This is a genomic window from Uliginosibacterium flavum (genome assembly GCF_040566545.1).
GTDB classification, from domain to species: Bacteria; Pseudomonadota; Gammaproteobacteria; order Burkholderiales; family Rhodocyclaceae; genus Uliginosibacterium; species Uliginosibacterium flavum.
The window spans coordinates 114,219-127,914 of the sequence record NZ_JBEWZI010000009.1; the positions used below are offsets into that span (position 1 = coordinate 114,219).

General features: G+C 62.9%; 11 protein-coding genes. 7 read left to right on the plus strand and 4 right to left on the minus strand.

Features of this window, described 5'->3' with window-relative positions:
- The first annotated feature begins 2 nt into the window (after window positions 1-2).
- From folK to panB, 4 genes are all read left to right on the plus strand, one after another.
- Window positions 3-494, plus strand: a complete 492-nt coding sequence (gene folK, locus ABXR19_RS10290; RefSeq protein ID WP_354601033.1) for a 2-amino-4-hydroxy-6-hydroxymethyldihydropteridine diphosphokinase — start codon at window positions 3-5, stop codon at window positions 492-494.
- A 13-nt stretch (window positions 495-507) separates the two neighbouring features.
- The gene (locus ABXR19_RS10295) at window positions 508-849 is read left to right on the plus strand and encodes a DMT family protein (RefSeq protein WP_354601034.1); all 342 of its coding nucleotides are present in this window, start codon (window positions 508-510) and stop codon (window positions 847-849) included.
- Window positions 850-951: 102 nt separating this feature from the next.
- Window positions 952-1,587, plus strand: a complete 636-nt coding sequence (locus tag ABXR19_RS10300; protein ID WP_354601035.1) for a deoxynucleoside kinase — start codon at window positions 952-954, stop codon at window positions 1,585-1,587.
- A gap of 154 nt (window positions 1,588-1,741) precedes the next feature.
- Window positions 1,742-2,557, plus strand: coding sequence for a 3-methyl-2-oxobutanoate hydroxymethyltransferase (gene panB / locus ABXR19_RS10305; protein ID WP_354601036.1), 816 nt, complete (start codon window positions 1,742-1,744; stop codon window positions 2,555-2,557).
- Between the two features lie 338 nt (window positions 2,558-2,895).
- Here panB and ABXR19_RS10310 read toward each other — a convergent pair whose 3' ends face one another.
- The 3 genes from ABXR19_RS10310 to ABXR19_RS10320 form a co-directional block, all read right to left on the minus strand.
- The gene (locus ABXR19_RS10310) at window positions 2,896-4,158 is read right to left on the minus strand and encodes a hypothetical protein (protein ID WP_354601037.1); all 1,263 of its coding nucleotides are present in this window, start codon (window positions 4,156-4,158) and stop codon (window positions 2,896-2,898) included.
- Complete coding sequence (locus tag ABXR19_RS10315) at window positions 4,159-5,430, minus strand: ankyrin repeat domain-containing protein (protein WP_354601038.1); 1,272 nt, start codon at window positions 5,428-5,430, stop codon at window positions 4,159-4,161.
- A gap of 352 nt (window positions 5,431-5,782) precedes the next feature.
- Complete coding sequence (locus ABXR19_RS10320; RefSeq protein ID WP_354601039.1) at window positions 5,783-7,246, minus strand: pectate lyase family protein; 1,464 nt, start codon at window positions 7,244-7,246, stop codon at window positions 5,783-5,785.
- Between the two features lie 262 nt (window positions 7,247-7,508).
- Between ABXR19_RS10320 and mutL the strand changes: the two genes are divergently transcribed.
- The 3 genes from mutL to ABXR19_RS10335 all read left to right on the plus strand — a co-directional run bounded on the left by mutL (window position 7,509) and on the right by ABXR19_RS10335 (window position 12,093).
- On the plus strand, window positions 7,509-9,362 hold the full coding sequence (gene mutL, locus ABXR19_RS10325) for a DNA mismatch repair endonuclease MutL (protein WP_354601040.1): 1,854 nt from the start codon (window positions 7,509-7,511) through the stop codon (window positions 9,360-9,362).
- 130 nt (window positions 9,363-9,492) lie between these two features.
- Window positions 9,493-10,212, plus strand: coding sequence for a pseudouridine synthase (locus ABXR19_RS10330; protein WP_354601041.1), 720 nt, complete (start codon window positions 9,493-9,495; stop codon window positions 10,210-10,212).
- Between the two features lie 78 nt (window positions 10,213-10,290).
- A complete protein-coding gene (locus ABXR19_RS10335; RefSeq protein ID WP_354601042.1) occupies window positions 10,291-12,093 on the plus strand; it encodes a pseudouridine synthase in 1,803 nt (600 codons plus the stop codon).
- Window positions 12,094-12,222: 129 nt separating this feature from the next.
- On the opposite strand, the gene ABXR19_RS10340 is transcribed toward ABXR19_RS10335, so the two are convergent.
- Window positions 12,223-13,305, minus strand: a complete 1,083-nt coding sequence (locus ABXR19_RS10340; protein WP_354601043.1) for a pectate lyase — start codon at window positions 13,303-13,305, stop codon at window positions 12,223-12,225.
- Window positions 13,306-13,696: the final 391 nt, after the last annotated feature.

The window sequence follows — 13,696 nt, forward strand, 5'->3', positions numbered from 1 at the left end:
GCATGGCGCATCTCGCATGGGTCGGCCTTGGCGCCAACCTCGGTGATCCGGTCGCGGCCGTGCGCGAAGCGCTCGCGGCACTCGGCAACTTGCCGAGAAGCCGCGTCGTAGCCCGCTCCAGCCTGTACCGCACGGCGCCCGTCGGCCCCGGCACCGAAGGCCAGCCCGACTACATCAACGCCGTGGCCGCCCTCGATACAACACTGGCTCCGACCGAGTTGCTCGACGCCCTGCTCACACTGGAAAAGGACTTCGGCCGCCAGCGCAGCGCCCGCAACGCCGCACGCACCCTTGATCTGGACCTGCTGCTGTATGGCCACGAGATCCTCGACGCACCCGGCCTGCACCTGCCGCACCCGCGCATGCACGAACGCGCCTTCGTGCTGATCCCGCTGTGCGAGCTCGCCCCGGAAACCCGCATCCCCGGCCGTGGCCCGGCGCTCGAACTGCTTGACGCGCTGCCGGACGCGCACATCGACCGCATCGCGGACTGACAAAGGCTCTGATATGCCCGTGTGGCTGCAAACCGGCGGTCTGCTCATCGCCTCCAACGTGTTCATGACCTTCGCCTGGTACGGGCATCTGAAGCACCTGCAGCACCGCCCGTGGATGATCGCCGCGCTGATCGCCTGGGGAATCGCACTTTTCGAGTACTTGCTTCAGGTCCCCGCGAATCGCATCGGCGCGCAGGAGCTCTCGCTCGGCCAGCTCAAGATCATGCAGGAGGCGATCACCCTCGCCGTCTTCGTGCCCTTCTCGGTCTATTACATGCAGCAGCCGCTCAAGCTCGACTATTTGTGGGCCACCCTGTGCATGGTCGGCGCCGTGTATTTCATGTTTCGCAGCTAAGCACGATGACTCCGTAGGGCGGACTTCAGTCCGCCACTCCGACCGCACGGCGGACTGAAGTCCGCCCTACAATACCGCCACACTTCGCAAGCACTCAAAACCATGCTCGACAAAGCCCAATACATCGTCGTCGAAGGCCCCATCGGTGCCGGCAAGACCAGCCTAGCGCGCCGCCTGGCGCAGCGCCTGAATGGCGATCTGGTGCTGGAGCAGCCGGAGATGAACCCCTTCCTTGGCCGCTTCTATGCCGAACGCGAACGCTGGGCGCTGGCCACCCAGATCGAATTCCTGTTCCAGCGCGCCGACCTGCTTACCCAGGCGGCGGCCCGGCTGGAGGCGGGGCACCGCGTGGTTGGCGATTTCATCCTCGAAAAAGACCCGCTGTTTGCCAGCCTGAATCTCACTGAAGACGAAGCCAAGCTGTACGAGCGCGTCTTCCAGCAGCTGCGTCCCGCACCGCTCAAACCCGATCTGGTGATCTACCTGCAGGCCCAGCCGGAAACGCTGATCGAGCGCGTGCGCAAACGCGGCCTGGATGCCGAACGCAAGATCACCGAAGGCTATCTCGCCACCGTATCGGAACGCTATGCGCGCTTCTTCCACGACTACCAGGCCGCGCCGCTCTTCGTGATCAACGCCGAAGTGCTCAACCCGGTGGAAGAGGACGACGATTTCGAACTGATCCTGCAACGCCTGCAGGCCATGCGCGGTTATCGCGAATATTTCAGCTACGCTTAAGTGGGTACTGGGTACTGGGTACTGGGTACTGGGTACTGGGTACTGGCAGCATGATTCACCCGTCCGAAGCTTTGCTACGATTCTTTACAAACCGAAACCTGCTTATTCAGCCCCCACGTCCCAGTCCCCAGTCCCCATTTCCCAGTCCCCACAAATGAGCTACCTCGAAAACACCCAACCCATCACCCTCACCACTCTGGCGAAAATGCGCGCTGCGGGCGAGAGGATCGTCATGCTGACCGCCTACGACGCGAGCTTCGCGGCGCTGTGCGAACGCAATGGCGTGGACGTGCTGCTGATCGGCGACTCGCTGGGCAATGTGATCCAGGGACAGAAAAGCACCCTGCCGGTAACGATGGAGCACATGGTGTATCACACCGAATGCGTGGCCCGCGCCGCGCAGCGCGCCTGGGTGATCGCCGACCTGCCCTTCGGCAGCTATCAGGAAAGCCCGGCCCAGGCCCTGCGCAATTCGGCGCGCCTGCTGGCTGCGGGTGCGCAGATGGTGAAGCTGGAAGGCGGCACCTACATGGCTGAGACGGTGCGTTTTCTGGTCGAACGTGGCGTGCCGGTCTGCGCCCATATCGGCCTGACCCCGCAATCGGTGCATCAGCTCGGCGGCTATCGCGTGCAGGGCAAGACCGAAGCGGGCGCAGCGCAGATGAAGGCCGATGCGCTGGCGCTGGAAGCCGCTGGCGCGGCCATGGTCGTACTGGAAATGGTGCCGGCAACACTGGCCGCCGAAATCACCCAATCACTGACGAGCATGGCCACCATCGGCATCGGCGCGGGCAAGGACTGCGATGGACAGGTGCTGGTGCTGCACGACATGCTGAGCGTCTATCCCGGTAAAAAGGCGCGCTTCGTAAAGAATTTCATGGACGGCGCGGCGAGCATCGATGCCGCCGTGGCGGCGTATTCAGCGGCGGTGAAAGACGGCAGCTTCCCGGCGGCGGAACATACGTATTGAGCGGCCTGCGGCTGAGGACTGAGGACTGAGGACTGAGGACTGAGGACTGAGGACTGAGGACTGAGGACTGAGGACTGAGGCAGAGTATCCCAAGAGCCGCGCCAGTCAAGCCTCTTCAGCACAGTAGCCCGAAGACACTTGCCGGACGAGGCTCTGCAAGCATGTCCCGTAGGAGCTAACGAAGCTGGCGATTACCGACGTGGATCGCCAGCTTCGCTAGCTCCTACGTCACCCTTTCCAGGAATCGCGCCTGTATTGCCTCTACAGCACACTTGCCCGAAGAACCAATACGGGCGAGGCTCTGCAAGCATGCCCACTCAGCACTCAGCACTCAGTTCTCATTGCTCAGTCCTGCCACCGCAGGTGGCTCGAATGTACTCCGCCACCTTGCGCAGGCGCTCCAGCTTGAAGGAGCCATCCGGCTCGTCGCGGGTCACGAACAGATTCACGCCGGTATCGAAGCCGTTCGCCGCGTACCAAGCCTGACGCGCCAGCCAATCGACGCGCGCCTCTTCGTCCTCGGTGTGCGTCTGGTGTTCCCACAGCAGGGTCTGATTGTCGCGATCCACCAGCGTAAAAGCTGGCGCGTAATCACTGCCGGCCAGCGGTTGCAGATAGGCACAGGCCAGGCCCAGCTCGTCGAGCAAGCCGGCAATGGCCAATTCGGCCTGACTGGAGACCCGCCCCCGGACTGGCGCTTCAGGCACAACCTCTACGGACTCAGTATCGGCGGGCGTCTCCGGCATACCTGCCTGTACAGGTCCGTCCGATGCGGCTTGCGGGGCAGGTTCTTCAGAAGCCTCTGTCCCGGAAAAACTCAATTCATTCAGTTGCTTGTGCAAACGCGCCAGCTCGATCTCGGCCCGCGCGATATCGCGTTCGACACCAATTTCGATCACGCGCAGCTTGTCTTCGCCGCGCGCCTCGGCCTCTTCCACCGTTTTGAAGAGCCGGTGCAAGCCGGATTCGCGCAGCATGGCGGTGGCCTGGCTGATTTCGCCAATCTGCTCGCGCACCCGCGACATCAGGCGGATCGTGCGGATCAGGCGGGTGGCGGCGTCATCATGGCCGGGCTGGGCACGCATCTGATATTCATCGATCAGGGCCTGGATGGTGTGCACATGGCCGTCGCGGTAGGCCACATTCACGCGCGACATGATCTCGTCACGCAGATCGCGATCATCTTCATCGCCAGCGCGATCCGGATGGACGATCTTGGCGGCCATGCGGTAGAACTTGCGCAGATCTTCAGTCGGCGAAAAATCTTCGCGGCCCAGATCCACATCAATCTCGCGCGCGGCATCGGCGCTGGCCCGCGCCTGCGTCGTAGCGGCCTTGACCGCAGCTTGCCGCAAGGGATCGCGCGGCGCCAGACGGGCACGCAGGCGCGCCGCCTCGGCACGCAGCGCATCAAGCTTGGCATACAGATCACCCACCCGGCGCCAGTAGCGCAGCTTGAAGGCCGCCAGTGCGTTCTGCAGGGTGACGTATTCGGTCTGCACCTCGGCGTAGCGCTCTTCGAGCACTTCGAGCTGCTGCAGCTTGCCATCGAGCTCCAATTGCTCGGGCGCCGGCTTGTCACGGTTGAGCCACTGGAACACTCAGTGAATCCCTCCGCTCAGGCTTTCGCGGTAGGCGCGCACCAGATGCGGCCGGTTTTCGGCGCCCAGCATCTCGGCCAGCCAGTCGCTCAGCACCAGCAGACTCTTGCTGCCGACCGGGAATTCCGACAGCAGATTGAGCAAGAAGGCGCGCAACTCGACATAGTTAGCAGGCAAGCAGACGATGTACTGGTCATCAAGATGACTGAACACGCCCTCGCCCGCCTCGCCGCGCTGCGCACGCGAGAGCAGCGCGGCCAGCTGCGGATCTTCGCTGCGCTCAGCCATCATCAGCGCGCTTTCGCCACTGCCGGCCTCGACCAGTGCGGGATTGGCGCCGTAACACAGCAGCATCGCCACCGCCGCAGCGTGATCGTTGATCACTGCGTAATGCAGCGGCGACAAACGCGTACTCAAGGATTCCAGCGCACAGGAGTCGAGCGCATCCGGATCAGCGCCGGCTGCCAGCAATACCTCCAGGGCCTCTGTACAGCCACGCGCTGCCGCGTAGTGCAAGGGCGTGCGCAAATCCGCGCCGCAGCTATCGCGCTCGGCGCCGGCCTTGAGCAGCAGGCGCACGATCTCCGGGCGATTATTCAGCGCTGCCGCATGCAGAGCGCCATTGCCGCCGTAGGTGCCCAGCTGGTCGTCATAGGAGTGCCAGCTGGCTTGCGCCTCCAGATCGGCGCCCATGTTGATCAAGGCGGTAGCCAAGGCTTCAAGCCCATGCGCGGCGGCCAGTTGCAGGGGCGTTTCACGCCCGGCAGGCAAACAGGCATTCGGGTTCGCGCCTGCCACGAGCAGTTCCAGCGCGGCCTCCTCACGTCCCGCCTCTGCCGCAATCAGCAAGGCGGTCGCGCCGTCCGCCGCAAGGCCACAAGGCGCCTCCAGCAGCGCGCCGCGCTCGATCAGCAGACCAATGCAGGCGGTCGAACCGCAGCGGGCCGCGAGATGCAGAAGCTGGGAACCGTCGCCTTCCGGCGCACGGTAGGCGGGCAATTCGAGATGGGCGTGCAGCAGACGCCCCAGGCTGGCGAGATCGTCGCGCTCGATGAGCGTACGGGCATCGGCGTAATGGCTGGCCAGATCGGCACTGATGACCAGGCCGTCGACCGCCTCGCTGCCCAGCACCTCGCGCCAGAGGATGGCCAGGCCCCGATTGACGAAGCCCGCCGCATCCTGCACCACGGCGAGCGCCTGCCGTTCGGGCGGCGGCAAAGCCACGGCACCTGAGGAGACAGCAAGGAATTGATGAGCGGATTCAGAATTCATGAAGCGTGGCGACCACAATCGCGTTCAACACAAGGAACATCATACTGTGCGAAAGGCGCCGCCGCTCGGCGCGGCACACCAAAAGGCAGGCAAAACCGAGCAGGGCCTGTGACATGGATTCAACGGATCGCGCAGATCTTCAGACTGCGGGTCGGGCCGGCCAGCGCCAGGCCCTATCTGCGGTATCACCCTGGCAGCACCCAGCATCGGAAAAATCAACACACAGCCTGAAGAGCCGCACCGGCCGGATCTCTGCAGCATACCTGCCCGAAGAGGCTTACTGGGCGGGCCTCTTCAAGCATGCCCACTCAGCACTCAGTCCTCATTGCTCAGCACTCTGCCGCAGACAGCATTAAAGCTTGCCCGCCCCGGCATTGGCGCGCACATGCGCCGGCACGGTCTCAGGTGACAACAGGCTGGCGGGTACGGGCGGCGTCCAGCCGATGTCAGTCTTGATGGGCGTCTTCGGCCCGCTCGCGTTGAAACTGCCGACGATGCTGACCGGCTTGCCATTCAGCAATGAGCCCTTGTCCTGCAGCGCCGTGTCGGCGACAAAGAAACTGACCAGAGCGGCCGGATCATTGAGGCCGGCAATCTGGAAGACATTGTTCTCGGACTGAATTTTGGCGGCAGCGCCCAGGCCGAAGGCGTAGGCAAACGGGTATTGCTCGCCGGCAACATCCCCGACGAACAGGTTGTTGAAGCTATGCACCTGCCCGTAGCGCACCAGTTGCTGACGCTGACGCAGGTTCTCGTACAGGTTGTGATGATAGGTAACCTTGAGCTTGCCTTCATCGGCCGGTGCATTGTCGCTGCCGCCAATCAGCATGGCTTTGTCGTGATTGAAGAAGTGGCTGTTGGACACGGTGACGAAGTTCGATTCGTTGGTGATGTCCAGCAGGCCATCGTGCGGCGTGACTTTCTGCTCGGGTTGATCGTAGGGCAAGGCGTAGAGGTTACGCAGCGTTTTGGCCAGACTCTGACCGTCACTGAAGCTGCAGTGATCAATCCACACCTGCGTCGCGCCCTTCAGCGAGATCAGATCGAACTCCGAATTCCAGCGCCCGCCGTTGCAGCGATGCGGGCCGTGCGTGTCATCCACGAGTACCGCCTGACAGCCAGGCACCGTGTGGTTGATCCCCTTGTAATCGATCACCGGCGCGGTGCGCGTGGTGCTGTAGGAGTCGCCCGCATTCCAGCCGGGGAAATAATCGTAGGCATCTTCAAATGCAATGTTGCGGATGATGATGTTGCTGACGCCCCTGTCCAGATACAGGTTGCCTTTGATGATCCGGGCATCCGAGCCGATGCCGACTAGCGTGGTGTTGGACGGGATCAGCACCTGCACGACAGCTTTCTGCCGGTTCCACGAGCGCAGACGCGCCTCCTCCAGCGGACCGGCCACTTTCGGCGGCCGGCCATTCACCAGCGGCTGACGATTCCACACCGCGGGATCGTAGGCTTTCGCGTAGGCATCGAAATCGTAGGCGGGATCTGCGTAATCCTTGTAGCCCAGCGCGCGACCGGAATCGTCGCTACTCAAATTGATCGTGCCCTGCACGCGAATGATCTTCGGGCTGTTGCCGGAGCGTTTGAGCGCATCGACAAACTGTTTGCGGCTCGTCACGGTATACACATCGCCCGCCTTCGCCGCCGCACCGCCCGTGGTGCCCGCGCCCTCGGCGCCCCAGCCATCACCGGCGGGCAAAGTCTGACGCTCCAGCGGCACGACGCCACCCGGATAAACCGGCTGCTGCGGTGCGGACGCACAGGCGCCCAGCGCCAGAATGGATGCAATCAGGATGCTCGACTTCATGACACGGCCCTCGGCAATCGGATGTCCATCGTAAACGTTCGCCACACTTGGGAGCAAGGCTGAATTACACCGACGTGCAGATGAAACACACCCCTGTAGGTGCGACTTCAGTCGCACACCACGCGTGGTAGCGGACTGAAGGACCTCCTGAGCTTATCGAAGGGTCCGCCCTACAAAATCCCGGCTTCGGCAATTTTTCCAAGATGCGTGCCCCACGCATTTCCGCGATAATGCCGCCTCCCCTCGCCCCGCCATCCACCGCATGCCCGCCATCCACAAGCTTCCCGAAGTCCTGATCAACCAGATCGCCGCCGGCGAGGTGGTGGAGCGCCCGGCCTCGGTGCTCAAGGAGCTGATGGAAAACAGCCTGGACGCGGGCAGCCGCGCGGTCGAAGTACAGTTGACCCAGGGCGGCATCAAGCAACTGCGCATCAGCGACGATGGCTGTGGCATCGATCAGGGCGATCTGGGACTGGCGCTGGAACGCCACGCCACCAGCAAGATCGCCTCGCTGGAAGATCTGGAAGCGGTCGGCACCATGGGTTTTCGCGGTGAAGCGCTGGCGGCGATTGCCTCGGTGGCGCGCACCCAGATCACCAGCCGCACGCCCGATGCGGCCCACGCCTGGCGCGTGACCGAACGTGCACGCGAACCAGTGCCGGCGGCGCTGAATGGCGGCACGGTGATCGAGGTGGAAGACCTGTATTACAACACTCCGGCGCGGCGCAAATTCCTCAAATCCGACGCCACCGAATTCGGTCATTGCGATGACGTGTTCCGCCGCGTGGCGCTGGCCCGGCCGGATGTCGGTTTCCAGCTCAGCCACAACGGCCGCCTGACTTTGCGTCTGGCGGCGGGTGATGCCGAGCGCCGTGTGCGCGAAATCCTTGGCGACGAGTTCATGACCCACAGCCGGCGCGTCGAGGTCGATGCCGGCGCCATGCGCCTGTCCGGATTCGCCGCCCTGCCCGCCTACGCGCGCGCCAACCGCGACGCCCAGTTCTTCTATGTAAACGGCCGTTTCGTGCGCGACAAGCTGATCCAGCACGCACTGCGCCAGGCCTACGCCGACATCCTGCACGGCGCACGGCATCCGGCCTTCGTCCTGTTCCTCGACATGGACCCGGCCGGGGTCGACGTGAACGTGCATCCAGCCAAGACCGAGGTGCGCTTCCGCGAAGGCCGCGCCATCCACCAGTTCGTTTTCCACGGCCTGACACGGGCGCTGGCCAGCCCGCTGCAACACGTCACGCCGGTCGCCGAAGCCGCCGAAATTCCGTATTACACCGGCCCGACCGAACAGGGCCGCATGGCGGTGGAAGAACCCCGTCAGAACAATTGGCCCCAACGTAGCCTGGAAGAGCAAGGCGACTTCCGGGGTTCTGCCGCAGGCTTCCCGGAAAATTCAGGAAATTTCCGCCCAGCCACCTTCTCAAGACCCGCATCCAGCGGCGCTGTCAGCCATGCCATGTTGCAGAGCCTTGCTGCGCGCGGCTCTGCAGGCAGCCTGCCTGCACAAGCCGATCCGACGCGGGCCGCGCCACTGGGCTATGCACTGGGCCAGATTCACGGCGTGTACGTGCTGGCACAGAACGAGTCCGGGCTGGTGCTGGTCGACATGCACGCAGCGCACGAGCGCATCCTTTACGAGCAGCTCAAGCACGTGCTCGAAGGCGCGCCCAGCGTGCAGCGCCTGCTGATTCCGGCTGTATTCAACGCCAGCAAGATCGAACTAGCCACCGCCGAAGAACACGCCGACACGCTCAATCGCATGGGTTTCGACGTGGCGCCCGCTGGCCCGCACGAACTGGCCGTGCGCAGCGTGCCGGCCCTGCTCGGCCGCGCCAACGTCAGCGAGTTGCTGCGTGCGCTGCTGGCCGAGCTGCGCGATTTCCCGGCCACCGAAGTCATCGCTGCGCGGCGCAACGAACTCCTCGCCACCATGGCCTGCCACGGCGCGGTGCGCGCCAACCGCCAACTGACCCTGCCCGAAATGAACGCCCTGCTGCGCGACATGGAAGCCACCGAACGCGCCGATCAGTGTAACCACGGCCGGCCGACCTGGACGCAGCTGTCGATGAGCGATCTGGACAAGCTCTTCATGCGCGGGCAGTAAAACTGGACACTGGCGACGCTTTCAAGGCAGCAGAATCCTTTGTTCACCGGGTATTGCGCAAAATTGACGCGAAAAGGCTCGCCAAGGTGAGATAATCGCGACCCTTTTTCTGTTTACCCCCAAGTCCCTGATGCAACTCGACAAAATCCTCCAGACCCAAGGCTTCGGCACTCGCAAGGAATGCCGCAAACTGGTGCGCGATGGCGAAGTGAAGATCGCTGGCGTCGTTGCCGTCGATCCCTTTGCGGAATATGACGAGAATGGCTTCACTTTCGAACTGAATGACTGGGAGTGGGAATACAGCGAAAAGGTCTACATCGCCCTGCACAAGCCGGTCGGCTACGAGTGCTCGCACAAACCCAAACACAACGAATGCGTCTACGACCTGCTGCCGGATCCTCTGGTGCTGCGCAATGTGCAGAGCGTGGGCCGTCTGGACGTGGATACCACCGGGCTGCTGCTGTTCTCGGACGATGGCCAGTTCATCCACGCGATCTCCAGCGCCAAGCGTCAGGTCACCAAGAGCTACCGTGCCACGACCAATCAGCCGGTCGAAGATGCGCAGATCGAGGCGCTGCTGAGCGGCGTGAAGCTGTACGACGACAACGAACCGATCCACGCGCTACAAGCACGCAAGACCGGCGACAAGGAAATCGAACTGGTCATCGACCACGGCCAGTACCACCTCGTCAAACGCATGATCGCGGCAGCCGGCAACCATGTGGATGCGCTGCACCGCTTCGGCGTGGGTGGCCTGTCGCTGGAAGATGGCACGCTGCCCGAACTGGAACTGGAGGACTGGTGCTACCTGCGCCCGAAGCACTTGGCGCTGCTGGGTTACCAGCCCTGAACACCTGCATTCCCCGGATGACGCTGCGCTTATCCGGGCACCATTTAATTGAATTACCCTTACTGACGTACCGATACGATGCCTGACACCAAGCGCTCCAAACTCTCTCTGCCCGGCAAGCCGGCCGCCACGCCCAGCACCGAGCGCCGCACGCGCGCGCCGCTGCGCGGCTCCAGCAAGCCCCGCCCACCGGCACCGGGCCGGCACCGGGCCTGGGATGAAAGCACCGACGCCCGTCCCAGTGCAGATCGTGCGCCGCGTGACGAGCGCAATGCGGGTGGTGAGCGGCCGCATCGCGAGGGAGAACGGCCTTCTTTCGGCGATCGTCCGCCACGTCGTGATGGCGAACGCCCGTCTTTTGGCGACCGTCCGCAACGTGATGCCCGCCCTTCCTTTGGTGATCGCCCGCAGCGCGATGACCGGGAGCGGGGCCATCGCCCCTCTGACGGTCCGCGCCGTGAAGAAAACCGCACCGCCTTTGGCGACCGTCTGCCGCGCGAAGAATTCCGGGGCGGCGCCGGACGTGGGCCCGCGCAAGATCGCCCGTCTTACGGTGATCGTCCGCCACGTCGTGAAGGCGAGCGCCCGTCTTTTGGTGATCGTCCGCAACGTGACAATGACCGACCGGCCTTCGGTGATCGTGGCGCACCGCGCTACGAAGGTAACCGCCCACAACGTGACAATGATCGTCCCGCACCGCGTCGCGATGGCGAGCGTCCGGCCTATGGTGATCGCCCTGCCCGCCCGACTTTCCGCGAAGGCGAAGCGCCGCGTCAGCAGCCGCGTGGCGCTGAGGAACGTCGCCCCTACGGCGACCGTCCTGCACGTGACAATGATCGCCCGGCCCCGCGCCGTGAAGGCGAACGCCCCGCCTTCGGTGATCGTCCGCAGCGCAATGAGTCGCCACGTACCTATGCCGAGCGCCCGCGCCGCAATGAGGAACGCGACGGCCCGGCACGCCCGGCAACTTTCAGCGACGAGCAGATGCCGGCCGCGCCGGTGGGTCACAGCTTCGGCCGCAGCCGCGCCGAGCCCCGCGATGAATCCCGCAACGATACTCGCCCGCAAGCCGCATGGGACGGGCCTCGCAAGGCAGGTCGCCCGGAGAAGGCCACGCCAGGCGGCTCTGCAGACATGCCTGTCGATCAGCCAGGCGCAGTGCGACTCTCCAAGCTGATGTCGGAACTGGGCCTGTGTTCGCGTCGTGAAGCCGATGATTACATCGAGCGCGGCTGGGTATCGGTGGATGGTGTCGTCGTCGATGAGTTGGGCAGCAAGGTCATGCCGCATCAGGAAATCGTACTGGCGCCAGTGGCCGAAGAAATCCAGCTCCAGCGCATCACCATCCTGATCAACAAGCCGATTGGCTACGTCTCCGGTCAGGCCGAAGACGGCTACGAGCCGGCCGCCGTGCTGATCACGCCGGAAAATCACTGGGCCGAAGATCCGACGCGTCGCCGTTTCGAGAGCCGTGTCGTCCGCAAGCTGGCTCCAGCCGGCCGTCTGGATATCGACTCTACAGGCCTGCTGGTGCTGACTCAGGACGGGCGCATCGCCAAGCAACTGGTCGGTGAGCGCAGCGACATCGAGAAGGAATATCTGGTGCGCGTGGAAGGTGAATTGTCGGAAGAAGGTATGCGCCTGCTGCACCACGGCCTGACCCTGGATGGCGTGGAGCTGCAACCGGCCAAGGTCAGCTGGCAGAACGAAGATCAGCTGCGCTTCGCCCTGCACGAAGGCCGCAAACGCCAGATCCGCCGCATGTGCGAGATGGTCGGTCTGCGCGTGGTGGGTCTGAAGCGCATCCGTATCGGCAAGATTCCACTGGGCAAATTGCCGGTCGGCCAGTGGCGCTATCTGAGCGAGTTCGAAAGCTTCTGAAGCCTGTAGCGAACAAAAAGCCGGGACGCGTTCCCGGCTTTTTTACGCCTGCGTTTGCAAGGCGCGCGCCAGCCTGTCAACGCAAAAACGGGCGCCGCGGCACCCGTTTTTCCTGCTTCCCCGCCCGGATCAGTAAGCCGTCACATCCGTCGTGCTGACGTTGCAAGCGGCGGTATTCCATTTCTCGCCAATCTTCGGTGATTCGGCGCTACCGTTCTTCTCGATCCCTGTGTATTCGACACACACGCTCGGGCTGCCGGACTTGTAGCCCTTGATCTGCAGATTGCGGATCGTCGCCACATCGCCGTAATTGGCATTCACGCCAGCAATGGAGCCGATCGTATCGATCTTCACGTTGCTGATCGAGAGTTTGCGCGGACCGCCGTTGTTGGTGCAGTTCCCACAGGAGCGCCACAGCTTGCCGGAATCCTTGATGTAGGAATCCGACAGAGCGGTCGTGCTGTTCTTGCTGTTGTGCTGGAAGACCTTGTCTTTCGCACCTATGGCGATCACATTCTTGATCGTCACCGTGCCGCCCGCGCCCAGATTGGAGGCGGCATCTTCGCAGACATCCTCCCAATACACGTTCTGGATGGTGCAGGAGCCTTTGCAATGCACGCCGTCAGAGCCATTCACGCCGCCATAGATGATCACGTCCTTGAGGGTCGCGCCATTTTCGAGGATGAACACCGGGATCTGGCCTTCATCTTCGCAGTTGCCGACCGCATTCTTCACGCCGATGCGCTGGTTACCATAGCTCTTGACCGTGTTGGCCGGAATCGTGGTCGTCGCGGGATTGATCGTGGTAGAGGTTGCGGCCGGGATGGTCATATTGACCGTGCCCGTGCTCGTCCCGCCCGAAGAAGAGGAAGAAGAGCTGCTTGATGACGAGGAGCTGCTGGAGCTGCTGGAAGAGCTGGAACTGCTCGAAGAGGACGAGGAACTGGAGCTGCTCACCGCCGGGTCATAAGAACACCAGGACGATGTTGCTGGCGCCCCCGGGAAGTTCGCCAGGGTGCAGGCGAAATTGCCCGTGACCGTCTTGTAGGCAAACACGCCGGATTTCCCGATGGCAGCCTTGTGCGTGCCGCTCATGCTGCAGGTGGCGCCGATCTGGGCACACTTGGTATAGCCAGAGGGTGCGTCGGCGGCAGCCAGCACGCTGCCAGCAAAGGAGAGGGTGGCGAGGCCAAACAGAATTTTGCGAAGCATGTGGTATTTCCTCGTGTGGCGGACTCCGGTTCGGTCCGGAGTTCCTGTTTCCAATGCCCTGTCTGCAGCAATAACGCTCATTCCAGACAAGAGAATCAGCCATTTCGTTTGCGCAGTGCAATAAACGAAAGTAGTAGATGTCGGAGTGCATGTTCCGGGTATCAAGAAAATCCACCAACTAGGGAAAACCACAATAAACACCAAATTTAACAAATTCACCAAATTTCACGCGCTACCGCCGGCTTCGCAAGCCATGACAATGGCGGCAATGTGTCCGGCCCGCTCAGCACAAATGAAAGATCAAACACCTGCATACGAATTCATGCTGGAAACTGCTTCCAGCACAAGTGCTTCGGGCGATAATCCAGCCTCTTCGTCCACTGTCTGCCAA

Excerpts from the sequence above, each read along its gene's own strand:
- folK (WP_354601033.1), top strand. The coding sequence starts at position 3 with ATGGCGCATCTCGCATGGGTCGGCCTTGGCGCCAACCTCGGTGATCCG.
- ABXR19_RS10295 (WP_354601034.1), top strand. The coding sequence starts at position 508 with ATGCCCGTGTGGCTGCAAACCGGCGGTCTGCTCATCGCCTCCAACGTG.
- ABXR19_RS10300 (WP_354601035.1), top strand. The coding sequence starts at position 952 with ATGCTCGACAAAGCCCAATACATCGTCGTCGAAGGCCCCATCGGTGCC.
- panB (WP_354601036.1), top strand. The coding sequence starts at position 1,742 with ATGAGCTACCTCGAAAACACCCAACCCATCACCCTCACCACTCTGGCG.
- ABXR19_RS10315 (WP_354601038.1), bottom strand. The coding sequence starts at position 5,430 with ATGAATTCTGAATCCGCTCATCAATTCCTTGCTGTCTCCTCAGGTGCC.
- ABXR19_RS10320 (WP_354601039.1), bottom strand. The coding sequence starts at position 7,246 with ATGAAGTCGAGCATCCTGATTGCATCCATTCTGGCGCTGGGCGCCTGT.
- mutL (WP_354601040.1), top strand. The coding sequence starts at position 7,509 with ATGCCCGCCATCCACAAGCTTCCCGAAGTCCTGATCAACCAGATCGCC.
- ABXR19_RS10330 (WP_354601041.1), top strand. The coding sequence starts at position 9,493 with ATGCAACTCGACAAAATCCTCCAGACCCAAGGCTTCGGCACTCGCAAG.
- ABXR19_RS10335 (WP_354601042.1), top strand. The coding sequence starts at position 10,291 with ATGCCTGACACCAAGCGCTCCAAACTCTCTCTGCCCGGCAAGCCGGCC.
- ABXR19_RS10340 (WP_354601043.1), bottom strand. The coding sequence starts at position 13,305 with ATGCTTCGCAAAATTCTGTTTGGCCTCGCCACCCTCTCCTTTGCTGGC.